This is a genomic window from Blautia luti (assembly GCF_013304735.1).
Lineage (GTDB): Bacteria > Bacillota > Clostridia > Lachnospirales > Lachnospiraceae > Blautia_A.
The window spans coordinates 1-26,353 of sequence record NZ_JAAITI010000044.1 but is presented as its reverse complement, the minus strand read 5'-3'; the positions used below and the strand labels follow the sequence as shown (position 1 = coordinate 26,353).

35 protein-coding genes, 2 tRNA genes and 1 pseudogene are annotated in these 26,353 nt (G+C 42.3%); 4 read left to right on the top strand and 34 right to left on the bottom strand.

The genetic code is table 11. The features are described from left to right. Positions 1–181: 181 nt before the first annotated feature. Positions 182–1,102: a serine O-acetyltransferase EpsC gene (gene epsC / locus G5B06_RS16370; protein ID WP_118063184.1), complete on the bottom strand. Its 921-nt coding sequence runs from the start codon at positions 1,100–1,102 to the stop codon at positions 182–184. Positions 1,103–1,285: 183 nt separating this feature from the next. On the opposite strand from epsC, the gene G5B06_RS16365 reads away from it, so the two are divergent. Both G5B06_RS16365 and G5B06_RS16360 read left to right on the top strand, forming a co-directional pair. Continuing rightward, positions 1,286–1,373: transfer RNA gene (locus G5B06_RS16365), tRNA-Ser, on the top strand. A 138-nt stretch (positions 1,374–1,511) separates the two neighbouring features. Beyond that, positions 1,512–1,582 (top strand) — tRNA-Trp (locus G5B06_RS16360). Between the two features lie 166 nt (positions 1,583–1,748). On the opposite strand, the gene G5B06_RS16355 is transcribed toward G5B06_RS16360, so the two are convergent. The 19 genes from G5B06_RS16355 to G5B06_RS16275 all read right to left on the bottom strand — a co-directional run bounded on the left by G5B06_RS16355 (position 1,749) and on the right by G5B06_RS16275 (position 17,842). Continuing rightward, positions 1,749–2,282 (bottom strand): flavodoxin family protein, encoded by a 534-nt coding sequence (locus G5B06_RS16355; RefSeq protein ID WP_173772531.1) that lies wholly within the window; start codon positions 2,280–2,282, stop codon positions 1,749–1,751. Between the two features lie 26 nt (positions 2,283–2,308). Then, positions 2,309–2,689: a flavodoxin gene (locus G5B06_RS16350; RefSeq protein WP_243279028.1), complete on the bottom strand. Its 381-nt coding sequence runs from the start codon at positions 2,687–2,689 to the stop codon at positions 2,309–2,311. A 188-nt stretch (positions 2,690–2,877) separates the two neighbouring features. Continuing rightward, positions 2,878–3,021 (bottom strand): hypothetical protein, encoded by a 144-nt coding sequence (locus G5B06_RS19100; RefSeq protein ID WP_244094584.1) that lies wholly within the window; start codon positions 3,019–3,021, stop codon positions 2,878–2,880. Between the two features lie 7 nt (positions 3,022–3,028). Further along, complete coding sequence (locus G5B06_RS16345; RefSeq protein WP_244094583.1) at positions 3,029–3,607, bottom strand: Crp/Fnr family transcriptional regulator; 579 nt, start codon at positions 3,605–3,607, stop codon at positions 3,029–3,031. A gap of 29 nt (positions 3,608–3,636) precedes the next feature. Continuing rightward, on the bottom strand, positions 3,637–4,827 hold the full coding sequence (locus G5B06_RS16340; RefSeq protein ID WP_148448147.1) for a phosphopentomutase: 1,191 nt from the start codon (positions 4,825–4,827) through the stop codon (positions 3,637–3,639). A gap of 17 nt (positions 4,828–4,844) precedes the next feature. Next, positions 4,845–5,264: a cytidine deaminase gene (locus G5B06_RS16335; protein ID WP_148448145.1), complete on the bottom strand. Its 420-nt coding sequence runs from the start codon at positions 5,262–5,264 to the stop codon at positions 4,845–4,847. 96 nt (positions 5,265–5,360) lie between these two features. Then, positions 5,361–6,026 (bottom strand): deoxyribose-phosphate aldolase, encoded by a 666-nt coding sequence (gene deoC, locus G5B06_RS16330; protein WP_148448143.1) that lies wholly within the window; start codon positions 6,024–6,026, stop codon positions 5,361–5,363. Between the two features lie 2 nt (positions 6,027–6,028). After that, on the bottom strand, positions 6,029–6,820 hold the full coding sequence (gene udp / locus G5B06_RS16325; RefSeq protein ID WP_173772529.1) for a uridine phosphorylase: 792 nt from the start codon (positions 6,818–6,820) through the stop codon (positions 6,029–6,031). A gap of 62 nt (positions 6,821–6,882) precedes the next feature. Then, entirely contained in the window at positions 6,883–7,824 is a 942-nt protein-coding gene (locus tag G5B06_RS16320) for an ABC transporter permease (RefSeq protein WP_021976106.1), read from the bottom strand. 1 nt (position 7,825) lies between these two features. Continuing rightward, entirely contained in the window at positions 7,826–8,947 is a 1,122-nt protein-coding gene (locus tag G5B06_RS16315; protein WP_148448139.1) for an ABC transporter permease, read from the bottom strand. Continuing rightward, positions 8,940–10,484, bottom strand: a complete 1,545-nt coding sequence (locus G5B06_RS16310) for an ABC transporter ATP-binding protein (RefSeq protein ID WP_173772527.1) — start codon at positions 10,482–10,484, stop codon at positions 8,940–8,942. Before G5B06_RS16310 ends, G5B06_RS16315 begins: the two co-directional genes overlap by 8 nt. Positions 10,485–10,518: 34 nt before the next feature. After that, positions 10,519–11,700, bottom strand: a complete 1,182-nt coding sequence (locus tag G5B06_RS16305) for a BMP family lipoprotein (RefSeq protein ID WP_173772525.1) — start codon at positions 11,698–11,700, stop codon at positions 10,519–10,521. Positions 11,701–11,947: 247 nt separating this feature from the next. Further along, positions 11,948–12,412 carry a YbaK/EbsC family protein gene (locus G5B06_RS16300; RefSeq protein WP_148448135.1) on the bottom strand — a complete coding sequence of 155 codons (465 nt, stop codon included), beginning with the start codon at positions 12,410–12,412 and terminating at the stop codon, positions 11,948–11,950. A 178-nt stretch (positions 12,413–12,590) separates the two neighbouring features. Next, positions 12,591–12,974 (bottom strand): GNAT family N-acetyltransferase, encoded by a 384-nt coding sequence (locus G5B06_RS16295; RefSeq protein WP_173772523.1) that lies wholly within the window; start codon positions 12,972–12,974, stop codon positions 12,591–12,593. Positions 12,975–13,004: 30 nt separating this feature from the next. Next, a complete protein-coding gene (locus tag G5B06_RS19845; protein WP_256443721.1) occupies positions 13,005–13,136 on the bottom strand; it encodes a PF20097 family protein in 132 nt (43 codons plus the stop codon). A gap of 153 nt (positions 13,137–13,289) precedes the next feature. Beyond that, complete coding sequence (locus tag G5B06_RS16290) at positions 13,290–13,895, bottom strand: GNAT family N-acetyltransferase (RefSeq protein WP_173772521.1); 606 nt, start codon at positions 13,893–13,895, stop codon at positions 13,290–13,292. A 55-nt stretch (positions 13,896–13,950) separates the two neighbouring features. Next, a complete protein-coding gene (locus G5B06_RS16285; RefSeq protein WP_173772519.1) occupies positions 13,951–16,371 on the bottom strand; it encodes an ATP-binding protein in 2,421 nt (806 codons plus the stop codon). A 25-nt stretch (positions 16,372–16,396) separates the two neighbouring features. Further along, positions 16,397–17,218, bottom strand: coding sequence for a hypothetical protein (locus tag G5B06_RS16280; protein WP_173772517.1), 822 nt, complete (start codon positions 17,216–17,218; stop codon positions 16,397–16,399). Between the two features lie 6 nt (positions 17,219–17,224). Beyond that, a complete protein-coding gene (locus G5B06_RS16275) occupies positions 17,225–17,842 on the bottom strand; it encodes a helix-turn-helix domain-containing protein (RefSeq protein WP_148448129.1) in 618 nt (205 codons plus the stop codon). A 192-nt stretch (positions 17,843–18,034) separates the two neighbouring features. On the opposite strand from G5B06_RS16275, the gene G5B06_RS16270 reads away from it, so the two are divergent. Beyond that, on the top strand, positions 18,035–18,670 hold the full coding sequence (locus G5B06_RS16270; protein ID WP_173772515.1) for a class I SAM-dependent methyltransferase: 636 nt from the start codon (positions 18,035–18,037) through the stop codon (positions 18,668–18,670). A 1-nt stretch (position 18,671) separates the two neighbouring features. Here the strand turns inward: G5B06_RS16270 and G5B06_RS16265 are convergent, their stop codons facing one another. The 5 genes and pseudogenes from G5B06_RS16265 to G5B06_RS16245 all read right to left on the bottom strand — a co-directional run bounded on the left by G5B06_RS16265 (position 18,672) and on the right by G5B06_RS16245 (position 21,611). Further along, complete coding sequence (locus G5B06_RS16265) at positions 18,672–19,082, bottom strand: hypothetical protein (protein WP_173762749.1); 411 nt, start codon at positions 19,080–19,082, stop codon at positions 18,672–18,674. 39 nt (positions 19,083–19,121) lie between these two features. After that, positions 19,122–19,910, bottom strand: a complete 789-nt coding sequence (locus G5B06_RS16260; RefSeq protein ID WP_173762750.1) for a class I SAM-dependent methyltransferase — start codon at positions 19,908–19,910, stop codon at positions 19,122–19,124. Positions 19,911–19,948: 38 nt separating this feature from the next. Continuing rightward, positions 19,949–20,308, bottom strand: coding sequence for a DUF2500 domain-containing protein (locus G5B06_RS16255; RefSeq protein WP_148448121.1), 360 nt, complete (start codon positions 20,306–20,308; stop codon positions 19,949–19,951). A gap of 58 nt (positions 20,309–20,366) precedes the next feature. After that, positions 20,367–20,477: pseudogene (locus G5B06_RS16250) on the bottom strand (VOC family protein); the annotation flags it as partial. Between the two features lie 249 nt (positions 20,478–20,726). Next, positions 20,727–21,611: a LysR family transcriptional regulator gene (locus G5B06_RS16245; protein WP_173762751.1), complete on the bottom strand. Its 885-nt coding sequence runs from the start codon at positions 21,609–21,611 to the stop codon at positions 20,727–20,729. Positions 21,612–21,717: 106 nt separating this feature from the next. Between G5B06_RS16245 and G5B06_RS16240 the strand changes: the two genes are divergently transcribed. Further along, complete coding sequence (locus G5B06_RS16240; RefSeq protein WP_173762752.1) at positions 21,718–22,392, top strand: MATE family efflux transporter; 675 nt, start codon at positions 21,718–21,720, stop codon at positions 22,390–22,392. 86 nt (positions 22,393–22,478) lie between these two features. Here G5B06_RS16240 and G5B06_RS16235 read toward each other — a convergent pair whose 3' ends face one another. The 9 genes from G5B06_RS16235 to G5B06_RS16200 all read right to left on the bottom strand — a co-directional run bounded on the left by G5B06_RS16235 (position 22,479) and on the right by G5B06_RS16200 (position 26,280). Further along, positions 22,479–23,075: a thymidine kinase gene (locus G5B06_RS16235; protein ID WP_021976122.1), complete on the bottom strand. Its 597-nt coding sequence runs from the start codon at positions 23,073–23,075 to the stop codon at positions 22,479–22,481. Positions 23,076–23,090: 15 nt separating this feature from the next. Then, positions 23,091–23,885, bottom strand: coding sequence for a carbon-nitrogen hydrolase family protein (locus G5B06_RS16230; protein ID WP_173762753.1), 795 nt, complete (start codon positions 23,883–23,885; stop codon positions 23,091–23,093). Then, a complete protein-coding gene (locus tag G5B06_RS16225) occupies positions 23,882–24,466 on the bottom strand; it encodes an NUDIX hydrolase (RefSeq protein WP_173762754.1) in 585 nt (194 codons plus the stop codon). Before G5B06_RS16225 ends, G5B06_RS16230 begins: the two co-directional genes overlap by 4 nt. Positions 24,467–24,562: 96 nt before the next feature. Beyond that, the gene (locus tag G5B06_RS16220) at positions 24,563–24,703 is read right to left on the bottom strand and encodes a GNAT family N-acetyltransferase (protein ID WP_330596913.1); all 141 of its coding nucleotides are present in this window, start codon (positions 24,701–24,703) and stop codon (positions 24,563–24,565) included. Further along, positions 24,685–24,810, bottom strand: a complete 126-nt coding sequence (locus G5B06_RS19490) for a hypothetical protein (protein ID WP_330596909.1) — start codon at positions 24,808–24,810, stop codon at positions 24,685–24,687. The genes G5B06_RS16220 and G5B06_RS19490 overlap by 19 nt, the downstream gene beginning before the upstream one ends. A gap of 12 nt (positions 24,811–24,822) precedes the next feature. Continuing rightward, the gene (locus G5B06_RS16215) at positions 24,823–25,098 is read right to left on the bottom strand and encodes a DUF2284 domain-containing protein (protein WP_173762755.1); all 276 of its coding nucleotides are present in this window, start codon (positions 25,096–25,098) and stop codon (positions 24,823–24,825) included. A gap of 307 nt (positions 25,099–25,405) precedes the next feature. Further along, a complete protein-coding gene (locus G5B06_RS16210) occupies positions 25,406–25,549 on the bottom strand; it encodes a hypothetical protein (protein ID WP_173772513.1) in 144 nt (47 codons plus the stop codon). A 115-nt stretch (positions 25,550–25,664) separates the two neighbouring features. Next, on the bottom strand, positions 25,665–25,823 hold the full coding sequence (locus G5B06_RS16205; RefSeq protein WP_173762756.1) for a hypothetical protein: 159 nt from the start codon (positions 25,821–25,823) through the stop codon (positions 25,665–25,667). A gap of 16 nt (positions 25,824–25,839) precedes the next feature. Further along, complete coding sequence (locus tag G5B06_RS16200) at positions 25,840–26,280, bottom strand: MarR family winged helix-turn-helix transcriptional regulator (RefSeq protein ID WP_173762757.1); 441 nt, start codon at positions 26,278–26,280, stop codon at positions 25,840–25,842. Positions 26,281–26,353 lie beyond the last annotated feature (73 nt).

The window sequence follows — 26,353 nt, the reverse complement described above, 5'->3', positions numbered from 1 at the left end:
CGAACCCACGTATCCAGCTTGGAAGGCTGGTGTTCTACCATTGAACTACACCCGCGCATCGTCGCTTCGGTGATTACCGATCGCTTGACCGCTACAACGATGATTAGTATATAGCATACTGTTTTATTTGTCAACAGGTTTTTTGAAATTTTTTAAACTTTTTTATTTATTTGATTTGTCGTCAATAATCCCATACATTTGTGGCGGAAACCTGGCTCTTCGGTTTCTTGATCACAAGCTCCGGACTCTTGGCACTGACTTTGGTATTTGCAGGGATAGATTCTGTGATGAAAGTATTACCACCGATAATGGTATTCTCTCCCACAACGGTCTCTCCGCCAAGAACTGTAGAATTAGAATAAATCGTTACATTGTCACGGATCGTCGGATGACGTTTCACATTGGCAAGCTGCTGTCCCATTCTTGTGGAAAGCGCTCCCAGTGTCACACCCTGATACAGTTTCACATTATTTCCGATCTCTGTTGTCTCACCTACAACCACGCCGGTTCCATGATCAATAAAGAAATACTCTCCGATGGTCGCACCCGGGTTGATATCAATTCCTGTACGGCCGTGTGCATATTCTGACATCACACGTGGGATAAACGGAATTTCTTCTTTATAAAGAACATGAGCCAGACGATATACATAGATTGCAAACAGTCCCGGGTAAGAAAAAATAATCTCTTCCTTACTCTTGGCTGCAGGGTCTCCGTCAAAACCGGCCTGCACATCTGTCAGAAGCAGTCTCTGGATCTCCGGAAGCTGCTCAAAGAATCCACATGTGGTTCTGTCTGCACGAGCTGCTGCCTCTTCCGGTTCCTCTCCGTGATAAAGAAGCGCAATCTCGATCTGGTTCTTCAATCTGTCATAAATGTCATTCAGTCTGTGTCCCACATAATACTCCGGAAATATGGTAGCACTGGTATCTGTGCTGAAATATCCCGGAAATACAATGGATTTCAGATCTCTTACTATATCAATGATCACCGAACGGTTCGGCAGACGTCTGCCGCTCTTCGGCATAAAAAGTTCTTCGGAAGCGTAATTCTCTGTAAGACCTTTGGCAGCCTTAAGAATCGCTGATTTCTTGTCGCTCATAATTCCCTCCATTTCTGCACATCCACTTCTGTCTGTACACTTTATCTCATTATCTTATTATAGTCTGGAAGATTCGTCAATAATACAGAAAGAAAAGTTTCAAAAAAGATTGACCTTTACCCGGATACCTTATATAATAATAAAGGTTTTCGCAAAAGATTCCAAAAAAATCTGGAACTACCTGGAGATGTACCCAAGTGGCTGAAGGGTCCGCACTCGAAATGCGGTAGGTCGGGCAACCGGCGCGAGGGTTCAAATCCCTCCATCTCCGCTTACTGTTGTCTTTTTATCAGCCAGATATCAGGAAGAATTTTTATTTATATTTTATGTATAAAAAACACTTTCATCTCTTGACAATTGTATGTTTTATATGTATAATTTCAACAGTGATGAAAACACAACCGAATATAGGGGATTGGTCAAATGGTATGATAGGGGTCTCCAAAACCTTTGGTGGGAGTTCGATTCTCTCATCCCCTGCTATTAATAAGTGTCGAAGATTCTTGTATTTCAGGGGTTTTCGGCATTTTTTATTTTTGTCATTCCTTGTAGGTAACCAAAAAAGTAATCGCCCGAACTGTAATATCATCGTCCAGGTGATTACTTTTCAATCCTTTAATGCTTTGCATCTCTCTGCATTATAGCATCAGAGATTTTTTCCCATCTGATACGCCTCTTCTACATACGGACTTCTTTTCGTCATGTCCGGGCTTCCGCAGCCGTATCCCAGCACCATTCCCTGATCTTTAAATCCACAATAACGTACCAACGTCTTATAATGAGCTTCCAGAGCTTCAAACGTCCAGTTATCCGCATTCCATGCCACAGTAAGAAGTGCGGATTTCATATGTTTTCCATGGAGACTACTGTTATATGCACAAAATCTGTCCACAACGATCTTAAGCTGTGCGGACATTCCATAATAGTACAGCGGAGTTGCAAACACCACCATATCCGCTCCCAGGATTGCCTCCCGGATCTGCTGATTATCATCCTTCTGAACACATGGACCTTCATAACCACATGCAACACATCCGATACATGGATGAATATTCATCTTCGCAAGGTCAAACCGTTCCACTTTATGTCCAGCCTCCACAGCTCCCTTTGCAAAACTTTCCGCCAGGATGCTGGTAGATCCTTTTTTATTGGGACTTCCCTGCAAAATTATAATCTTCATAAATTCCACGTTCCTTTGACTCTTGTTTATTTTTCTGACAGATCAAGACTTCCTACCCAGTTCTGGATCTGATCCGGATCCGCATGTTCTTTGCAGACACGGCTTTCCGGATCATTATAATCCAGGTCTTCTGTAGTATATGCCTCTGCCGGCTGCAGCTCAAACAATTCTCCGTCGGCTGCATCTGCAATTGTTTCAGCTGCTGCTTTCGTATTTCCGGTTGCTGAGTAATATGCAACCAGAACCTTCGATGATTTTTCTGTGTTTTCGTTATCCTGCAAAGCCTCTTCTTCATTTTCTGTTACGTCTGATTCCGCTGTTGCTGCATGATCCTGGTTCTGGCTTCCGCACCCGGCAGTCATTGTCAGTGCAAACAAGACTCCAGCCATTACAATTGCTTTTTTCATAAACAATGCCCTCCTGTTTTGCAAAGCAGACATTCCCATTCTGCTCTGCCCAATTCAGTTCTTCTTATTTCCCGGAAAATCTTTTTTACACATTTATTTTAGCTTTCACACAGGATTCTGTCTAATACCTATTTTCGCTTGTAAATCATGCCTGCAAAGCATAGTTTATTTTTATCAATACCTGTTCTTTATTCCATATCCGTCTTTTCCGAAATCAGCGCCTTCATTTCTTCATATTGCTGTTTTCCCACCAGGAGCTTGTTCCCTTGTTTTTCGATCAGTCCCTGTTCAGAAAGCCTCTTTACTGCGCGGTTTATGCTTTTCAGACACATTCCTGTCTTATCTGCCAGGCTTTTCTGTCCTTCTTTTACACAGAGCACTCCTTTTTTTCTGATATTGCTCATAGTGATTGACTAGCAGCAGGCACAAGCGATCAGTCCCGTTCATCAAAAGAAAGATACGCTCATTTCTTGCCTGTTCCAGCAGATATTCTCCCATCTGCTGGCTTTCATATTTCAATGCCTTTATGTCTGAATACATCCATTTCTCAAACATTGGCCTTGAAATTTTCACCGCAATACTGTCTGTCACCGTTCGAAGTGAGGTCTTATAGACATCCAGATCCATAATAAATTCCATTCCGCCAAACGCATACATTTTTCGAAACTGCATAAAATCATAGCTGATCCCAAGTACCCGGTAATCTGTAGCCACGATCAGTCCTTCTATAATAAAATAAATCGTATCTGCCGGATTATTCTCTCGGATAAATGTTGTCCCTTTTTTCATTTTTTCCACAACAAATGCATCAATAAGCCAGTCAGGAGCAGTTCGAAAATATGTTTCAAACTGCTCCCTTCTTTCCTGGCCTACTTCTTTTAAAAAGGGACATTTCTGATATAAATACCGTTCTCCCATATTCATTTCTCTGCCAGTATATTATTTTTTTATTTCAGCTTCTCCAGGATTGATTTCCCGATGGTGCCCTCGGGCATTTTTACCCCGAAGTTCTCTGCAACAGAGGCGCCGATCACAGCAAATGTATCCTGGTCCTCAATAGCTCCCGTCTCTTTCATTTTCTTTGAATATGCAAGAAACGGAACATATTCTCTGGTATGATCCGTTCCTGTATAGGTGGGATCATTTCCGTGATCTGCAGTCAGGATCAAAAGATCATCCTCCCGCATTTCATTCATAAGATTACCAAGTCCTTTATCAAACTTCTCGATCTCATGTCCATATCCTTCCGGATTTCTTCTGTGTCCCCACAGAGCATCGAAATCCACCAGGTTTACAAAACAAAGTCCATGAAAATCTTCTTTGCAGATCTCCACGGTCTGCTGCATGCCGTGTACAGAGCTGTCCGAGTGATAAGTCTTTGTGATTCCCTCGCCACAGAAAATATCGTTGATCTTCCCAACACCGATCACATCAAGGCCTGCATCTTTCAATGCATTGAGCGCTGTTCTTCCTGTGGGCTTCAGTGCATAATCATGGCGGTTGCTGGTTCTTTTAAACTCACCCTTTTTCTTTCCCACATAAGGCCTTGCAATAACTCTTCCAACTCTCCACTCGTCTTTCATGGTCAGTTCTCTGGCAATCTCACAGCAACGATACAGATTTGCAAGATCAAACGTCTCCTCATTTCCGCAGATCTGCATTACAGAATCTGCAGATGTATAGACGATCATGGCGCCTGTATTTATCTCTTCCTCACCGAGTTCTTCTATGATCTCTGTACCGCTGGCACTCTTGTTTCCTATCACACGCTTACCGCATCTTTTCTCCAGCTCCTGGATCAGTTCCTTTGGAAATCCTGTCTCTGTAAAAGTAATAAACGGCTTTTTTGTATTAATTCCCATCATTTCCCAGTGTCCGGTCATGGTATCCTTGCCATTGCTGGTTTCCGCAATCCGCATATAACGCCCCATCGGTTTCTCCACGCCTTCCATCCTGCCGCCTTTATGCAGGTTCAGCATCCCCAGCTTCTGAAGATTTGGAATATCCAGAGTTCCCATCTTATCCAGGATATGTCCAAATGTATCCACACCTTTGTCACCAAATTTTTCGGAATCCGGCATTGCCCCGATTCCAAGTGAATCCAGAACGATCACAAATACTCTCTTATAAGTTTCCATAAGCACATTCCTTTCTGTCAGGCCAGATTAGCCGGTCCAAATCCAAGTGGTAAAAGTTCCTTTAAAGTAAAAATATCATATTTATCTTTGCTGACTGCCAGTATGATCTGAAAGGTTTCCGGATCACAGAATTCCATCATAACCTGTCTGCACACCCCACACGGTGCCGCATATTCTGTAAGAACGCCATCCTTGCCGCCCACAATGCAGATTGCCTGAAATTCCCTCACGCCCTCACTGACCGCTTTGAAAAAAGCAGTTCTCTCTGCACAGTTCGTTGGGGTATAGGCAGCATTTTCTATATTACACCCGGTATAATAGGTACCATTTTTTGCAAGAAGTGCCGCGCCTACATGAAAATGCGAATATGGCACATACGAATAATCCAGCTGTCTGATCGCCAGATCGATCATTTCTTCAATCTGTTTCTTTTCCATGATTTTCCCACCTTTCCCGAATAAAGTGAATGTTTCCATTTCACTGTGTTATAGCTTCATACTCCGCAGTCCAAAATCAGATAATATTTATCCTCTTTAATATCCTGCCCCTTCTTCTTTCTTCACGATCTTCACAATTCTGCTGGTTCCAAGACGGTCTGCTCCAAGAGTAAGGAATTTCTCCGCATCGTCCATGCTTGAAATACCACCTGCCGCTTTGATCTTCACACCTTCTCCTACGTGTTTTGCAAACAGCTGGATATCATCAAAAGTTGCACCTCCTGTAGAAAATCCGGTAGAAGTTTTGATATAATCTGCCCCTGCATTTGTCACAAGCTCACACATTTTAATCTTTTCTTCTTCTGTCAGCAGGCAGGTTTCGATGATCACTTTCAGGATTTTATCCCCGCATGCCTCTTTCAGAGTACGGATCTCCTGTTCAACATCCTGATATTTTTTATCTTTAAGCCATCCGATATTCATCACCATATCAATTTCATCCGCCCCGTTTTCGATGGCGTCTTTTGTTTCAAATTCCTTCGTTTTTGTGGTCATATTTCCATTTGGAAAACCGATCACTGTACAAATTGCCACCTTCCCCTGCACATATTCGCTGGCCTGTTTTACATAGCACGGCGGAATACATACAGAAGCAGTCTGGTATTTGATCCCGTCATCACAGATCTGTCGGATCTCCTCCCAGGTTGCACCCTGCAGAAGCAGGGTGTGATCTACATGTTTTAAAATTTCATTTACATTCATCTTTATTCTCCTTTTTTCTGTGACTGGTCCGCACGGATCAGTTCCCGGATCGCCTGTACTGCAACCTGGATCGCCTTATCAGTATCATGCACAACAGGATTATCCAGTCCCAGTTTTTCTCTTTCCTGGTTTGCAAGCACCAGGAAGCAGGAACCTGCACGTACTCTTAAATGGCTTGCTACTACAAAAAGAGCAGCAGATTCCATCTCAGAAGCAAGGCATCCGAGGCGCTTCCACGCTTCCCATTTATTCATCAGTTCATAGCTGACCGGCTTGGTCTCCGGCTCATGCTGACCGTAGAATGCATCTTTACACTGTACCACACCTGTATGAAATTCACAGCCTTCTTTTTTCGCACCTTCCACAAGTGCATTGATCACTTCCAGATTTGCCACAGCCGGGAATTCGATAGGTGCATACTCTTTACTGGTACCTTCCATACGGATCGCACCGGTTGCAACAACAATGTCTCCGCTCTTTACCTCCGGCTGCATTCCACCACAGGTTCCGATCCGGACAAAAGTATCTGCTCCGCATCGATAAAGTTCTTCCATTGCAATGGAAGCAGACGGTCCTCCGATTCCGGTGGATGTTACACTTACCTTCACTCCATCCAGTGTTCCGGTATAGGTTACATATTCCCGGTTATCTGCCACAAAAACCGGATCATCAAAATACTGTGCGATCTTTTTGCAGCGTTTCGGGTCTCCCGGTAAAATAACGTAACGTCCCACTTCTCCTTTTGCTACCTGAATATGATACTGTCTGCTTGCGTCTTCTGAATAATTTTTCATATCTGTCATCCTCTCTTTTTTTGTTTTATATATCCTCTTTTAATTTTTTACCTGGTCTCATTTTATCTTTGTCCTTTATCATAAGGAATTCCTTCCGCTTTCGGTGCCCTTGATTTCTGGGAAATAAAGGCAAGAACAACGAGAGAAATAATGTATGGCAGCATATTATACAAACTGCTTGGAAGTTTTAATGCCACAAGCGGCGCAAATCCGGTATACACGTTTGACAGCGCACGGAAAAATCCAAATAACAATGCTGCCAGTCCGATATTCACCGGTCTCCACTGTCCAAAAATCATAACCGCCAGTGCCAGGAATCCAAAACCTGCCACCCCATTCTCAAATTTCCACTCACTTACACCCGCCGTGATGTAGACCAGACCCCCAAGGCCCCCAAGTGCTCCGGAGATCAGCACTCCTGCATAACGCATTCGGTAAACAGAAATACCTACGGAATCCGCTGCCTGCGGGTGCTCTCCACATGCACACAGCCGAAGACCAAACTTTGTTCTATATAATACAATGTGTGAAGCAATGATTGCCAGTACAATGATCAGCATAAACCAGTTAAACTCAAAATCTCCGATCTTTACCAGAAACACCTGCTTTGCCTGACGATATACAACAGTAGAAGATACATTATCCGGATTTTCCGCTACATTGATCGCTCTTACAATAACAACTGCCGCCGCAGTTCCCATTAAGTTTAATGCAGTTCCCACCAGTGTCTGATCAGCATTAAAGTGGATCGCCGCAAATCCCAGAAGCAGTGAAAATGCCATTCCAACTAAAACACTTGCCAGTACGATCAGAATAAACAAAACGATTCCCGGAGTGGTTGCCGGAAGAAATTTCATTGCCAGGGCACCGCCAAGGGCTCCCATGACCATGATGCCTTCCAGGCCAATATTGATTACTCCACTGTGCTCCGAAAAACAGCCCCCAAGAGCAACCAGTGCCAGAACCGATGCAAAGATTAATGTATACTGAACTAATAATACCATATTATTTCCGGCCTCCTTTCTTTACCTTTACACTTTTTTCTTCTTTTTTATCCAGGTAACGGTTAAACCAGATCTTGAAGAAAAATACAAACGCACACAGATAAATAATAAATGCTGAGATCAGATCAGAAATCTGTGTACAGTATGTTGTTGTATCCACATAAGTACCACCACTAGTAATATGCTGGATAAAGTAGGAGGCGAAAATTGTTCCGATAGGATCCAATCCACCGAGAAATGCCGCTGCGATTCCATTAAATCCCATGCCCGGCACACTTGTCTGCTGTACCATCCACTGTTCAATTCCGCTTAAGTAGAAAATTCCCGCACCGAAACCGGCAAGACCTCCGGAAATCATCATGGTAACGATAATATTTCTTTTTTCATGCATGCCACAGTATTTTGCGGCCAGTTTGTTGATTCCTGTTGCTTTCAGTTCAAAGCCAAATTTTGTTTTCTGCAGCACAACCCATACAATAATCGCTGCGATCACTGCCATCGGCACCCCAATGGTCATGTATTTGTTATGAAACAGTTCATTTAATCCAGCTGTTGGAAGCATTGCACTTTTGTTGTAGCTGAATAACAGTTTTGTATATGGTGTGGAACCATCCTTTACCTGTGATAATAACATATTTACGCTGTAAAGAGAAATCCAGTTTAGCATAATACAGGAAATTACTTCGTTTACATTCAAATATGCTTTTAATGCACCGGAAATTCCTCCCACCGCAGCAGCAATAAGTACTCCTGCGATCAGGCAAATATACCACGGCAGGTTAAATCTTAAGGCCATATACAGGCATCCACCTGCGCCGATCACATACTGACCTGCTGCACCAATGTTGAACAAACCTACTTTGTAGGCAAATATTACTGATAACGCACACATCAGAAGTGCTGACGCTTTTATTAAAGTTGTTCCAAAATATTTCGTCGCTGCTGCCGCATTCGGATAATAGAAAAAGTTTTTCATAATTGCTATGATCGCTTTTCCGGCACCGGAAGGCGAAATGATCAGAAGCACGACAAATCCAACAATAAGACCTATGACAATGCAGATCAGCGATGCCAGTACTGTCTGAAATGCATTATTTCTCAGAAGTTTCTGTTTTTTATCCATTCTCTTTTATCCCCTTTCTCTTTGAGCCTGCCATATATAACCCCAGCTCTTCTACAGATACTTTTTTCGGGTCAAATTCTCCTACGATCTCACCCTCATACATGACCAGAATACGGTCTGAAACATTCATAACTTCATCCAGTTCAAGGCTTACCAGCAATACACCCTTTCCCGCATCTCTCTCAGCAACGATCTGCTTATGGATATACTCGATGGCTCCCACATCCAGGCCTCTGGTAGGCTGTACGGCGATAAGGAATTTCGGATCTTTATCAATTTCCCTTGCAATGATCGCTTTCTGCTGGTTACCTCCGGACATGGAGCGTACTTTCGTGACCGGTCCCTGGCCGGAGCGGATATCATACTGTTTGATCAGACGGTTTGCATATTTTCTGATCTCTTTTCTCTTTAAGAAACCAAAACGGTTTGTAAACTGTGGTTCAAAATAACGTTCCAGAACAATGTTATCTTCCAGAGAATAATCCAGGACCAGACCATGCTTATGTCTGTCTTCCGGGATATGGCTCATGCCGGAAGTGATTCTTCTTCGGATGGGCATGTTTGTAATATCCTGTCCATTCATTGTGATCGTTCCTTCCTTTACCGGTTCCAGCCCGGAAAGGCCATATACCAGCTCCGACTGGCCATTTCCGTCAATTCCCGCGATACAGACGATCTCACCTCTTCTGACATCAAAGGATACATGATTCACCGCATTGTTCTTGTGTTGTTTTGATGCAACGGTCATATTCCTTACACTTAATACAACATCTCCTGTTTTCGCCGGTTTTTTATCTACAACAAAATTTACATCTCTTCCAACCATCATTGCAGAAAGCTTTTCCGGTGTTGTATCTTTGATATCTACAGTTCCGATATATTTTCCTTTTCGAAGCACGCTGCAGCGATCTGCCACTGCCATGATCTCCGCAAGTTTATGGGTAATAAACAAAATACTTTTACCTTCTGCTGCAAGGTTCTTCATGATCACCATAAGCTCATTGATCTCCTGGGGAGTAAGTACCGCTGTAGGCTCATCAAAGATCAGGACCTCATTATCACGATACAGCATTTTCAGGATTTCCGTTCTCTGCTGCATACCAACTGTGATATTTTCGATCTTCGCATCCGGGTCAACAGAAAGACCATATTTTTCAGACAGCTCCACAACCTTTTTTCTTGCTTCATCCTTTTTCAGAAAGCCGCCATTTGTTGTGGTTTCCACACCCAGCATGATATTATCCAGAACAGAAAAACATTCTACCAGTTTGAAATGCTGGTGGACCATACCAATCCCCAGTTCATTGGCATCATTAGGATCCTGGATATCCACTTTCTTACCGTTTTTTCTGATCTCGCTCTCTTCCGGCTGATATAATCCAAACAAAACACTCATCAGCGTGGATTTTCCGGCACCGTTTTCTCCAAGCAGTGCATGGATCTCACCTTTTTTCAACTGAAGTGTGATATTGTCATTGGCTACAATCCCCGGAAAACGTTTTGTTATATTTAACATTTCAATCACATACTCGCTCATTGTTTTCCTCCTTTATTTCATCATTCATGTTTTATTATTTAATGCTGCCGTAATCGGTTGCTGTGATCTCTGTTTCCGGAAATGTTGTACTGTCGCTGAACACTTCATATTCTCCGTTATACATTCGCTGTACCAGCTTCTGATAATCTTCTTTCGTAAAAGTACCATCCCACTGCGTGGTCTCTTCCGGAAGCTGTACATAATTTTCAGCCGGATCCGGGGATTCCATTCCAAGGTTTTCGATTTTTCCTACATATTTATCCCATTCATTATCCAGGATCGCATCCAGCACATTATCAATGGTAACCTGCAGACCTTTCATTGCAGAAGTCACAGTCAGGCCTTCTTTGTAATCGTCAATAGTTGCGGACTGGTCGGAGTCAACACCGATAACTTTTCCGCCGGTTTTAACTGCCGCCTCTGCCGCAGAAGTATAAATTCCTCCACCACAGGCAAATACAACTTCCACACCTTTTGATCCATACCAGGTATCCATGTAAGCCGTGATATCTGCGTCTCCATAGAACTGTCCGCCACATACATACTCAACCTGTACTTCATCTGTGATTCCAAGCTCTTTTGCAGCTGCATCTGCTCCCTGAACATATCCGTAGCCATAGCGGTTAACTGCCGGAACAGACATTCCGCCCAGAAATCCCAGATGGCGGTATCCAAGCATGACTGCCGCATAACCGGCCATAAATCCGGAAAGTTCTTCCTGATAAGTACAGCAGTATACGTTATCCTCATTGTAATAATCCGTTACATTATAGTGATCCGGATTGTAGTCATATCCTTCTCCGATACCCTTTTCGCAGATATCACCGGCACTTACATCCAGTGCCAGGAATTTCACCTCCGGGTACAGATCCGATTCATCGATCACAGTCGGTGCAAACACATAGCCGGAAAGCACAATTACATTCGCGCCATCTGCCACTGCCTGATCCACACTTGCTGTTCTGGCTTCATCCGAATCGCTCTGGGGTTTGTAATAGTTGAACTCAATGTCATTTTCCTTTCCCCATGCCTTACATGCTTCGTAAGTCATCTGATTGAAGCTCTGGTCTGTGATATCACCGGAGTCTGTTACCATTGCTACTTTCATTTTCTCTTCTGAAGCATCCGCCGCATTTTTGTTCTGTGTGCTTCCACATCCTGCAAGCGATCCAGTCATCGCCGCCGCTAATAATACTACCATTATTTTCCGTTTCATTATGGCATCTCCTTTCATGATTTTTGTTCTGTCTTCCGCATTTGTTAGGCCAAAGTATAAGTGACATTGGTCCTTTTTCATAGGACACATGTCTTTTTTTAATGGTCCTTTCTATATTTCGTTGGTTATTTATAATTTGTTATCTTTCTTTTTGGTTATTTTATACAATTTCTCTGCATCTATTTTCCTGCTGCATTATGTTTTCGGGCACAAAAAAAGGACTGCACCTCAATACAGTCCATTCCTTTCATTCTTTACATACATCCACCCAGCCCTCAGCTCCGGAAATCTGTTCCAGCTCTTCGATGGAAAGCTTCACGGCACTGTGATCATCTCCTGCTGCCGGATAAACAACGTCAAACTGCCGCAGGCTCTCATCCAGATATACATTCACGCCTTCGTTGATCCCGAACGGGCAAACGCCTCCAGGTGCATGTCCAATCTGGCTTTCTACCTCATCAAATGGTATCATTTTCGCTTTTACATGAAAGGTATCCTTATATTTCCGGTTATCGATCCTGGCAGTTCCTTCCGTCAGGATCAGCACCGGCTGGTCATCCTGAAGAAACGACATGGTCTTTGCGATCATCCCCGGTTCCACGCCCAGAGCCTGGGCCGCCTCCACAACGGTCGCCGTAGAATCTTCCAGTCGGATCACATGATCCAGCATTCCTTTGTTTTTCAGATATTCTTCTGCTTTTTCCAGTGACATTTCCTGTACCTCCAAAATATCTATTTTATGTCAAAAATCCCTTACAAGACCCGTTCATACATCTTGTATTCCGTCCAGCCGGTATCCTCATAAAACATATCTTTTGCCTGGACAAAACGAAATCCACATCCTGTATAGAGTCTCTCCGCAGCTGTATTGGTACCCAGGATATCCAGCCTTACCTTTTTTTCTTTTCCGTTTTTGCCAGTTTCAGGATTTCCTCCATGAAATACCTGCCGATGCCTTTACCCTGCCTGGAAGGAGAAACAGCCAGTGCATGGGGCACAAGAATTTCATTTTCTCCACATTCAATGCTCCAGGTCACGCCTGCATATCCTTCATTACAGGCACTGTTCAGGAGCACGCTTGCACAAAGCCCACCCCCTTCTTCCAGTACAAAAAGTTCTCCTCTGTCAAGGCTTTCCTGTAAAAAAGAATCTGTGGGATAAATTCCTTTCTTCCATCCGATCTTATCATTCTGGTCACTCATCTCATCGATAAGATCCCAGTAAAACTGTTTTATCATGTGAAAATCTTCCAGGTTTGCTTTCTTAAATAACATCGTTCATTCTTCCTTACATTATAGTCCAGTTTATTCATAAGATATAATGATTTTCTTACAATGCTCACAACGATAAGCATCAATCCGGTCACCATAGATCATTTTCGACAGACCTTTTTCTGTGTTTAACCGCATGGACTCTCCCCTGGTTCTCCATTCCATTCCGGAAGTCAAGCGGATATTCGCAATCCGCTTCGCTACGTAGCTCTACACCAAATAACTGCTCCGCAGTTTATCAGGAGGAGCTTGCACTCCTCCTGATACAAGCAAGTCCCCACCTACTGCTTATTGCTTTTCGCAATTGAAGCAGGGGACTTACTTGATTTGGTTAAAAGAATGGATCTGACCCTCACACATTTCTCTTCCGCAATAGGGGCATTTCAGCTTAACTTCCTCTGCATCCAGATCTTTTTCAAGGCACACAAGCTGGATATCCGGAATCCCGTTAAACGTACATTTTACAATCCCTGTTTCCTCATATCCAAGCTTCTGGTACAGCTTTCTTGCCTGGGTATTCCGTGCATTGGTATCCATTCGCAGTGAACTGCATCCGCAACGTCTGGCATAATCTTCATAGAATGCCACAAATTTTTTTCCATAGCCTTTATTCTTCTTTGAAGGTTCTACAGCCAGACAATGCAGCACCATAACTTCACTGTCCTCTGCTTCCACTCTCCACCGGGCATATTTATATTCCTCAACCTGGATCTGATTGATGACCGCTGCTGCCACAACTTCATTTTCCTCTTTCATAACGAACAGATCATTCCGTCTCAAAGCATCTTCTGCTGTCTTTCTCACCGGATATACATTCCGGATCCATCCGATCACAGCTCTTCCATTTTCTTCCTCATCATGAATATGTTCATAGATTCTCTCGATATCATCAATATCTGTTTCTTTTGCTTTTAATATTTCCACTATCCTGTCTTTATCCTTTCTTCTGATCTGATCCAGCAGAGCCAGGGCCGCTTTCCTATCTGCTCAGACACTCTTTAAGCTCAGCCAAAATTTTTGCCTCCTCAAGAGGTTTGGTAAGATGCTGGTTCATCCCGGAAATACGGCTGTTAATGATATCCTCAGAAAATGCATTGGCACTCATGGCAATGATCGGTATTGTTCCGGCATCCCTTCTCTTCATGGAACGGATCTTGCGTGCCGCATCCCAGCCATTCATATTTGGCATCATAATATCCATGAAGATCACATCATAATACCCCGGCTGCGCTTTTTCAAATTTTTTCACTGCTTCTTCCCCATCAGCCGCACACTCTACGCGGATTCCATTATTTTCCAGCATAAATTTTGCAATTTCCATATTCAGTTCATTATCTTCCGCTATCAGGGCGCACATTCCCTCGAAAGATATTTCCTGCCTGGTTCCGTTATCTGTTTTTGAAATTTCGTTTTTTTCCGGCTGTCCGATCTTAAACGGAAGTGTCATTGTTACAGTTGTCCCACTGCCTTTTTTGCTTTTTATCTCAATGGTACCTTCCATTCTTTCTACGATCTTCTTAGCGATCGCAAGGCCAAGCCCCGCACCTTCGTATTTTGTTCTGCTGGTTTCATTTTCCTGAGAAAACATCTCAAACGCATGGCTTATAAACTCTTCGCTCATGCCGATTCCGTTATCCTCGCATACAAATTCATACATCACATGACTGTCATCCACAGATTTTTCTGAACACCATACATGTATCGTACCTCCTGGTTCTGTAAATTTCACTGCATTATCCGCAACTATCGTCAGAAGTCGCTCCAAATAAGCCGGGTTTCCTACCAGATATACATGCTTTAAATTTCCTTTTTTCCAGTCCACCACATAATCAATATTTTTTTCTTCCGCCAGAATCTGCTTATCGGTATTTGCTCTGCTTAACACCTCTGTGAGATCAAAATCCAGTTCCTGTTCAATAATATCTCCGGATTCCAGTTTACTCATATCCAGTATATTGCTTACAAGAGAAACCAGATGTTTGGAGGATTCCAGAACCTGATCTCTGCATTTTTGCTGCATTTCAAGATCATTTGGATAATGGTTTGCAAGATCGATCATACCGATGATCCCGTTCATTGGTGTACGGATATCATGACTCATGTTTGACAAAAACCTGGATTTAAGAGCTGCATCTTTTTTCGCTTCCGCCACCTGATACAGAAGCGATGCTTCCCGTTTCTTTGCCGCACTGATACTTCGGATCGCACAGAGCACATGTGTCAGATTTCCATTTGTGTCCCTCTTTTTTTCAATAAAACGAAGTTTATGCCAGTTTCCATCCTTCATCCGGTATTCCATGGCAATGGTTTCTTCATTCTTCATTCGTTCCGGCAGCGTAGAAATATCTGTAAATTTAAAAAATGCCTCCTGATATTCCTCCGCAATATATTGTCTGTATACTTTTTTATTATTGACTGACAGAACACCGGAGTTTATAAAATTCAACTGTTCTTTATCTTTGTTTGAAATTTCTTCAAACCAGTCCGCCTGGATATCAATTCTTGATATATACTGATATGTTTTTGCAATGGAAGATATGATCTCGTTTCTCAGTTCCGCTTCCTCCAGTGCTTTCTCCAGTCGTTTCTGTGTCGCTTTTTCCTTATAAAGAATACTGTCTATACTGCGATATCCTAAAAATATGGTAAATGTTTTCTCATCGCTTTTTCCCTGTACCGCATAGGCTTCATAATATTTATTTTTTTCTGTTTCTGAAACGCTCTGGTAATGATAGGTAATCTTTTCCGTATTACAAAGCCTTCTCTTCATATTTCTGCAGGTATGCCAGTTCAGGAATTCTTCTCTGTCCTGTTCTAAAATAAAGGAATCCGCATATTCTTTCGCATAATCATCAAAATTGGCAAATGTTTTGTCTTTCCTGTCCGCCAGTTTTCTGGCATTTGTATTTTCAGCAAGACGGAGAATCTCAAATTTTCCGGAATTAAGTTCTATCCGATACAGGGAAACGTACTCCGGAAATAGTTTTCTTATGATAAATTCTTCATCGCTTAGCGGGTCCTGTATCTCGTCATCTGGATTTCTGTCCTTATCCCATGCCTGGATCAGTCCGGAACAGAATCCGCTCTTCCCGATAGGTGTGATTGTCACATGATATTTTTTTCCTTTTCGAATCACCATTTCACTGGACCTGTTCTCATATGCCGCCCCATAACAGGCGTATAACCACTTCTCATCAATTTTCGGGAACAGATCCAGAAAGGACCGATCGATCATCGCTTCCAGCCTGTAGTCTTTTATATCTGCAAAGGCCTGATTACAGTAACGGTAGATCCAGTCCACCGGCTGTCCTTTATCGTCCAGCACAAGTTCCAGCACGCAATATCCTACAGAACTATGGTCAAAAATATTCAGGTTAAATTGTTCTTTATATGACGGCATGGCATCACCTCCCTGATGATGTTGATTATTTTTTTATCAGATAAGAATATTTTCGAATCTGATAACGCAACAATTCCCTAATTCGATTACAGATTTCTTCAGAATATATCCCCGCAACGGAATCCAGAATGGCATTTACATCCTCAATGTTGAAATTAAAATCTATCTGGGTTCCATATAATTCTTCTGCTGCCTCAAGCTGAATGTCAAAATCCATGCTAAAAGGTTTTGATTCTATTTTTTCCAGGCAAGCCTCGTAGGATAATTCTAGTGGATAGTCCACACTGGTATCTGCAAATATGCAAAGTCCCTGGTCAAATAAAGGGCTGAGCGAATATCGCTGTGTTTTTTCATTATAGATCACAGCAATATTATTGGTATGTCTGTCCTCATTTACAAAAAAAGCATCAATCTCCAACATTGCCGTAATATACTTGCCAAAACCTTCAATCTCAGTTATACGTTCAACCTGTTCTACCATATACTGAATTCTTTCCGTAACTTCTTCAAAATCAGTCAGCCTTATAGCCAGGCTTTCCCCCATATATTGGCGATACAATTTCTCAACTGGAATCAGAATTTCATTCTTTTTTAAAAAATCCTCACTAACACAACCAGATATAACCTGCTCTTTATATTCGATCTGAACGGGCTCATATCTTACAAACGGATAGCTCAATTCACTTCTGTCCAGAAGCTTCGAAACAAGTACCTCTGCCAGGCTCTCATATCCCATATAATCCGCCTTATACCACAGATTATCAATCTTCCATTTACGTTGATCACCTTTTGATGTATGGCCTGTCTTGTGTAAAGGAGAATACTTATTAAGTTCAATTTTATCCACCCAAAATCACCTTTCCTTTTTTACCATCATGATCCATTGGTGATCCCCTTCCATATATCCATCTGTTTTTTCAATAATCAGAAGTGGATCGTAAAAAGGAATTCTCATATCTCTCAGGATTTCTTTTGCATGATCGCGTGTCCTGGGAAAACATCTGTCCTCCAGAAAATACTCAAAATCATTCCAGCTTGGATTATCCACAACTCCAAATGCTCTTAATGGTATCTGATCCGTATAATTTTTAATATAAATTTTTTCGTGTAAAAAATCTATATCTATCATCGTGCACAGATAATCCCTGTTCATAAAATACATCCTCATTTTTACATCTGGATCTTCACTGAAATTATGCACACGTTTTATCTGACTGTAGATCGTCTGTCTGGATACATGGTATTTTTTTGCAATTTCTGTAATCTTCACACCCTGCTTCTGCAACGCAAGGATATTCGCAAGCTGTGGATCTGTAAAAGAATTCTTTCTGCCGACAGGACTCCTGTTTGCAGAATTTCCTTTTTTTCTGTAGCATGCTGCATCTTCTGCGATTCGCCTTAATTCTTTAGCATCTGTTGTACCAAAAATCTCTCTGATCTGTTCCGTTAAGTCTGGTTCTTTTACTTTCATATAACCACCTCAGTTTGACTATAACATGCAAAAGAAAGAAGTGTCAAGTTTTTATTTCTTGACACTTCTTTCTTACGCAAATATTAGCTCTGTCATGTTTTATCAACCATATTCCTTTTGACTTTTCCTGAAATTTATGATACCGTTAGTTAGTAGAATCTAACAGCAAATCAATATCAAGGAGGCGTTGCTATGACCCCTGAAGAATATAAAAAACTTTCTGTCAAAGAATTTACGCAGGCAGCCAAAATCTATGACAGCGGCCATGCCGGTATTTACGAAATGTGCAAAGACGATTATCCTCCGATTCTGGCAGAACTGGAAAAAGAATCTTTTCATGATGTCCTGGACTGCGGCTGTGGAACCGGCCCGATGATCGAACTTCTTCATGAGAAATATCCGGATAAACACTACACCGGCCTGGATCTTACTCCTGAAATGATCCATGTGGCCCAGGCCAAGAATCTCTCCAACACGGAATTTCTTGTAGGTGACAGTGAAAATCTGCCCTTTGAGGATGATTCTTTTGATGCCGTTATCTGTGCAAACAGCTTTCATCATTATCCAAATCCCCAGGACTTTTTTAACAGTACCTACCGTGTCCTGCGTAAAGGCGGCCGCCTGATCCTGCGCGACTATACTTCCTCCAACTTTATTGTCTGGCTTATGAATCATCTGGAGATGCCCCTGGCTAATCTGTTCGGACACGGCGATGTAAAGATACACAAACCTGCAGAATTCATCGCCATGGCAGAAAAAGCCGGATTCACCGTACTGACTATGGAAAAGCAGAAAGGCTTCCGCGCACATCTTGTTGCGAGGAAATGATCTATATATTTCCCAGAAAATCCCGGATCACTTTTACATAATCATCCGCTTTCAAAATCGTAGAGAGATGTCCGCCTGAAACATACTGGATGACAGGATCATGCATCAGTTGTATAAGGTCTTTCTGCATCTTTCCGGAAAAGAAATCCTGGTCTGGAAGTATCAGAAGTATTTTTCCCTTAAGCATCCTAAAATCCGTTTCCGTAACCGGCGTCTGCTTCATCAGATCAGCCAGCAGACCAGAAATATGCACATCTTTTTCTTTGGTATAATCTTTGAAAATGGTTTCAAACATATCTTTGGCATATGCAAGTTCTTCTTTGCTCTCGTTCCGGCTGTGTCCCATTCCGACTTTGATCAGTTTCGGTTTCAGTTTCTCATAAATCCCAAGCTTTTCAAAAAAACCGTGCAAACTCTATTTTTTACAGCTCTTATCTATTCTGTCTCTGACTTATTTTTTTCCATACAGAATGCCCATTCCACTTATCATCCACGGTGTTGTCACAAAACCTGGAATGAACTCCAGCTTCTTCTCCAGGTTCCCTATGTAATGTACTTCTGAGATTCCCTCTGCTTTTAATATACGGACAAATTCATCCATATCTCCGTACAGTGCTTTCTGAGAAAACATATCCTGGAAGGAAAAAGCTCCACCTTTTTTTACTACTCTGAGCGCTTCTTTTACCACATCTCTCTTGTCTTTTGCAGAGCGCACTTCATGAAATACAAAGTTGCTCACTGCAGCATCAAACGTTCCGTCCGGAAAATCCAGTTTTGCAGCATCACCTTTCCAGAAAGTGATCTGATCTGCAACTCCCTCGATCCGCGCATTTCTCTCACACTGCTCTTTTGCATAACTCCATTCTACTCCCCAGTAATCCACTGCGGTGATCCTGGCCTCAGGAAACGCTTTTGCACAGCGAACTGTAAGTGCAGCAGCTCCGCATCCGATATCCAGAAGCTTCCCTTCTCCGTTCCATTTAAGATAATCCACAAGATGCTCATGGACTCCTGCCATCATATTGCCTTTTCCAAATGCGAAAATTTCATGGCAGATCAGCATGTAGACTGCATAGAGCAGTGACAGTATGCAGAGCGCCCCCAGCACTATAGCAATCACCGGCTTATGCAACACAGCCTTCGCTGCTACAGTAATTACAAAAAAGACTGCTGCCAGCCCAAACATCAGATACAGCATTTTCTCTGGTACCCAGTTTCCATAATTTGTTTTTTCTTTCATGCTTCTTACCTCCAATTCCCACATATTCCGTCATTTTTTCAGTTCCTCTCAAATCCAAGAAATCTGGTTCCCTGAAAACTTAATTCACCAACATCTCCCTCTGCCATCTGACCATATTCCTTTCCTGCGACAGACAGCTCCATCCGGTCACCGCTTTTTACTTCAAAAGTCACATAGTAACTGGTTGATGTAGTGGTGCTGAAACCATCAGACTGCTGATTATGGAAAACCTTCGTTCGCTTTGCAACAATCTTAGCAGTGACCGTTAACCTGGGAGAATTGTTATTTTTATTCCATGTGCTGATATTTTTCACAAAAATATAAACCATCGTTCCTAAGACACAGAAAAATATAATTGCAAATAAAATATTAAATACCTGGTCAAGTCCATAAAACATAATTTCTTCCCCCTTTATCTGCCCAGAGATTCTTTTATTATATCGGCGTTCCTACCTCGATCAGATTTCCATCATTATCCAATATCATATCCAAGCCAAACAGATCATGATAAAACTGTTTCGATTTTTCGATGTCTTTTACTACTATCAAAACGTTTTTTAATTTCATAGACACTCCTCCAACTCTTATTAATTGAAGTTTACCATACTATAATGTTCTATACAACTAACATATTTACTGTCAGTCACTTCATCTTCTGAATTCTTTCGGAGTACTCGGATGTCTGAGAAAATTTCAAAAACATGACACTGATGAATAACACCACAATTTCCACCACCGTAATTTGTTGCAATAATCGGCTGAATATATTGACCAACTCCTGTAAAAATGAATTGAACCAAATAACACAGTTGAAGATCACAGCCGTTCCAACCGTTCATTGATCGTAAGATATTCTATAAACTTCCTGGTTGCCGGAGTCAGCTTTGTTCTGTCTTTCATCGCCAGTCCGATCTCTCTGAAATATGGATTCCTGAATGATCGGATCGCGATCTGGTATGGAATCCGTTTCAGGATCATATCTGGAAGCACTCCGATCCCCAGTCCCCGCTCCACCATTGACATGATGGCGTAATCTTCCCATGTGGTAAAACGGATATTGGGATGTGCGTGGTTTTTCTCCAGCAATTCGGATACCTCCGTTTTTCCTCCGTGCTCCAGAAGCAAAAACGGTTGATCGTTCAGATCTTCATAATCCAGTAATTTTTTCTCTGCAAGGGGATGATCTACCGGAAGTACAACCTTGTATTCATCTTTTTTAAGACTTATCACATCAAAGGCACCACCCGCCGGCAGGCGCAGAAAACCACAATCTACACGTCCCTCATCGATCCATTTTTCCACTTCCTCATAATCGCCCAGAAGCATTTCATAATCAATCCCCGGATAATCTTTCTGAAACCTTGCAAACACATCCGGCAGCCAGTTGATCGCCACGCTGGAAAAAGTTCCGATCCTGACAGTACCGCTTTGGATCCCGTTGATCTCATTCACCTTTTGCTGTATTTCCTCGAAATCGCTTACTATTTTTCTTACATATGGCAGGATCTGTTTGCCGGAAGAAGTCAGACAGACACCCTTTTTATTCCGCTGCAATAACGAAATCCCCCACCCTTTTTCCAGATCCGCGATCATCTTGCTGATCGATGACTGTGCATAATTCAGACTGTCTGCGGCTTTCGTAAAGCTCCCTGTATCTACTGTTTTTACAAAAGCAAGATATTTCAGCAAATTCTTATCCATTTATTATCATTCCTTTTTTCGATGTTATTTATCAAATATATTCGTTTTTTCTATTATAATAATTGAGTTACAATGATTCAAGATTATTGGGAAAGGATTTAAAGATATGCGCTATTCAGAAAAAAACATCGATATGCTCACAGGTTCTTTATACAGAAGTATTCTTTTTTTTACCATTCCGATTGCCCTCAGCAGTATGCTGCAGCAATTATTTAATGCAGCCGACACTGCGATCGTAGGATTATTCGACACATCGTCTTCTCTTGCTGCCGTAGGGACCAACGGAGAAATTATTGCCCTGATCGTGGCTCTGTCATCCGGATTATCTGTAGGAGTCAATGTATTGGTTGCTCAGCAGATCGGGCAGCTTTACCGATGCAGAAAAATTCTGCGGATATGTCTGGTCTTCTCTATTGTGAGCAGTCTGATCCTTATTGAACCACTTGTCATATTCCGGAATTTTTTTGCAGGATTTTTTTCTGCAGATCAAACAGTGATACAAAATGCCTGCCTTCGTATCCTGTGCATTCTTTTTTTCGAACCGCTGTGCAACCTGTACGAGATCCCGGCAGGCGTATTAAGAGGTACCGGACATTCCCTGTACCCGGCTGTTGCTACTATTATTGGAACCTGCTGTTTTCGCATTGTATGGATCTGTACGGTTTTCAGACATTATCATCAGTTAAATATTCTGTATTATGCGTTCCCGATCTCATGGGTGTTAACGATAATCCTTATTACAATCGGATTCATTGCAAAAAAGCCAGATAAGACGTTTTGACTTATCTGGCTTTGAAGTATCATATTCTTCCGTGCGTAAAGAGGACATTCGCAATCCGCTTCGCGACCTGTGTTCAGGATGTTATCTCATTTCCACAATTTCCCTTCTTTATAATGTTTTCTGCAAAGCGCCACATAGCTCTCATTTGATCCCAACATGATCTGGGCACCTTCCCGCACAATCTTTCCGTTGGAATATCGGGTATTGCACTGTGCACGCTTCCCGCACCAGCAGACAGTGGGAACTTCTTCGATAACATCTGCTATTTCCATCAGACGTCTGGAACCTGGAAACAGGTGGTTCAAAAAGTCTGTACGAAGGCCATAGCAGAGAACCGGAATCTCATAAAAATCCACAATATCTGATAATGTATCGACTTCTTCCGGGGAAAGAAACTGTGCTTCATCCACCAGAATGGCATTTACTTTTTTGCCATGATACAGATATTCTGTTTCCTTTCCATTCCATAATTTTGAAATTTCTTTCAGAAAATCATCCACATATTCAGCCGGAGCCGACAAGCCTATCCGGGACTGGATCTTATGCTCTCCATCCCGGTCGTCTGTTCTTGGTTTTAACAGTATCGCATACTGACCACGTTCTTCATAATTATAACGAACCATCAGAATATTGGCAGATTTCGAGCTTCCCATCGCCCCGTATCGGAAATATAGTTTTGCCATTTTTTGTTTTCTCCTTTATTGATCATACTGCTCAGGTCTTCGAAGTGATAAATAATCCAGACTGCTTCTGACTTTTTTTACCTCCTGCAGATCGATATCACACACCAGTAACTGCTCTCTGTCATCTGCTTTTGCAAGGACTTTCCCTCTGGGATCGATCACGATCGATTCCCCGGCAAACTGCATTTTATCTTCTGTTCCGACACGGTTGCACATGGCAATGAAAACCTGGTTCTGCATGGCCTGAACCCGCATTTCCCATTCAAACATTTCCATTGGCTCTACTTTTGTATTTGCAGTCGGGACTATGATCAGGTCTGCGCCTTTTAATGCACAGGAGCGGATGCTTTCCGGCATATGTCTGTCGAAACATATTACTATACCAACCTTTCCAAACGGTGTGTCAAAAACTTTAAAGCCATCCTCTGCCGGTGTATAGTAATCCTGTTCATAAAAATTTTCGTTCTGTGCAATGTGGACCATTTTTGCAGTGTCCTGGATTTTTCCCTCCGGTGAGATCCATAAGGAAGTATCGTATCTGGATCCTTCTGATTCCAGATAGACATTTGGTGATAAATAATAATGATGCTTTTTTGCTTTCTGGCACAATCCTGCCAGCGCATCATGATCCATATCTATACAGTAATGATCCACGCACATATCATGATACTGGGGAAAAAACGGTGTCAGCTGTATTTCCGGAAAAAAGACCAGATCACAGTTTTCTGCCATATCACAGTATTTCAGGCTTTTATCAAGGTTCTCGCATATTTCCTTTCCCATACTCATCTGTACAAGTGCAATTTTCATTTACCGTTCTCCTTCACATCATTCATTTTTTCCAGAAGTTTGCTGTAAACATGCTCCACAAACCACGGTTCTGTAGATCTCTCCAATGCTTCTTCCGGTGAAAACCAGGCTACACCGCTGTTTTCGTCTGCTTTTATGGAAACCGCTTCTTCCGGATCTGCCTCAAGGAGATATGTGATATTAAAGTGCAGATGGCTGGATACATATTTTCCTTTTTTCACATGGCCGTCTACAGTCAGGGATTCCATGGAAAAAATCTCCTCAGACACCGGATGAACGTTGGAAATCCCCGCTTCTTCCTTTACCTCCCGGATTGCAACAGACAGAAGATCCGTCTCCCCATCCGCATGTCCTCCAAGCCAGGACCAGGAGTTGTAAATATTGTGATATACCATAAGAACTCTGGTTCGCTCCCTGTTCACAACCCAGGCGGAAGCCGTCATATGGGCTACTGTATTTTCTCTGGAAAAAGCATTCTCATTGTTTCTGATCCAGCCCAGGATCAGACGTTTGTCTTTTTCTTCCTGCTCATTATAAGGCTTGTATTCTTCTATCTGATCAGTCAATTCCTGACAGTTCATTCTTATCCTTCCCTTTCTGCTTTATTAGCACAGTCTAAATATAGCACTGATAAATCCCGCATCCTGTACTTACCCATAGGCAAATAATCGCTTTGCTTATCTGGATAATCTCATATACAAAAGCGGATACGGATTCCCTTCCTCATCATGATCCGTTCTTTTATAAGTCTGAAATCCCATATGTTCATAAAAACCCACTGCCTGGGGATTCTGTTCATTTACAGTGAGTTCCTGAATGTTATAAGTTTCAATACCGTACTGAAGCAGCCGCTTTCCCAGACCTTTAATAACTGCCGGAGCAGCTGTGGAGTTCTCTCCTGAACCTGAACGATCTTTTTTTCCATCTGTTTATCCTCTCATTCTACCATCAGCAATCCAAAATGATTCTGAATCTCACCTTTTTCCCGTAATATATGGATCTCCAGTCCATTATTTCGGACTGTAGCAAAAACATCTATGCCGCACGCTTCCATAGCCGGAACTGTTTTATCCGGAAAATTACAGTACTGCGGATTGCACTTCTTACATTTCTTGCAGGGTCCGCTGCCGAAACCGATTACCTTATAATATCCGAACTGACAGCGGTACACGGTCCACGCTGCAGTCTGAATACTCTTTGCCGGGATCTTCATGGCCAGGTCTGCTCCGCCTTCTTGTCAAGCGGATATTCGCAATCCGCTTCGCTACGCAGCTCTACACCAAATAACTGCTCCGCAGTTTATCAGGAGGAGCTTGCACTCTTCCTGATACAAGCAAGTCCCCACCCACTGCTTATTGCTTTTCGCAATTGAAGCAGGGGACTTACTTGATTTGGTTAAAAGAGCGAAATATTTTTCCATGTTTATCTCCTACATTGTCTCATATCAAATTGATATTTCATTATACCACAAAAAAAGACAGAGCAGACTCCTCAATTTCAAAAGTCGCTCTGTCCTGTTTTTATGCCTTTGCGCTCCACCTGTTTCTGTATTTTCTGAAATAATAAACACTCATAAGAATACTCATAACCTCACCTGCTGTAATGGACATCCATACTCCATCCATGCCCAAAATCCCCGGCAGAACCAGTACCGGCACGATCATAAAGATAACCGTTCCCTGTCGCCTCGTCCCAGATTATAGCTGATCACAGAGGAAACACCATTGATATATCCACGGAACAGTCCGCCGAATAATCCCTAGGCATACCAGATGATCATCAGAGATGCAACGCCATCGGAGCCACCCATCTTGCCACAAAAATCCCGTCCACAGTCGTATACAGACTGGAAAAAATGCTGGATAAGATGGTTGTCAGTGCAAATACGATCAGCCATCGAAAACTGACTTCATGTTCCAATTTTACCTGTGTGTCCAAAAAATATCTCCTCTCTTTATCTGTCTTCCATCTTACTCAGTAAGATATCTGCAAATTTATTCTGTGCCGCAATAATTGTTTCCACTTCTCTGTCCTCTAACATTCCTACCGCTTCTTCCTCATACTGAAGCAGCGGCCGAATCAGCTTTTCTGCATAACGCTCCCCGTTTTCTGTCAGCGAGATGATTTTTTCCCTCTTATTCTGTGGGTTGACACGCATTTCGATATATCCTGCATTCAGCTGTTTCTTGATAATACTGTTGACAGATGTCTTCGGTGCCTCCAGTTTTATGCTCAGTTCTTTCTGGGTGATCTCCATATTTTCCTTCTGAAAAATTTCATAAAACATCAGCATTTCATATAAAGTAAGCTTATGTTTCCCGGCCCATACCTCATATACCTGATTCACTTTCTGTACAGATTCATAAATCCGATTGATCTTATCCCGGTTCATCAATAACATTTGCCTCCGCATAGTCAAGACCACCCGCTTAGCGGGTGGCTTGCTCTGTCCCTATAAGGGACTATTC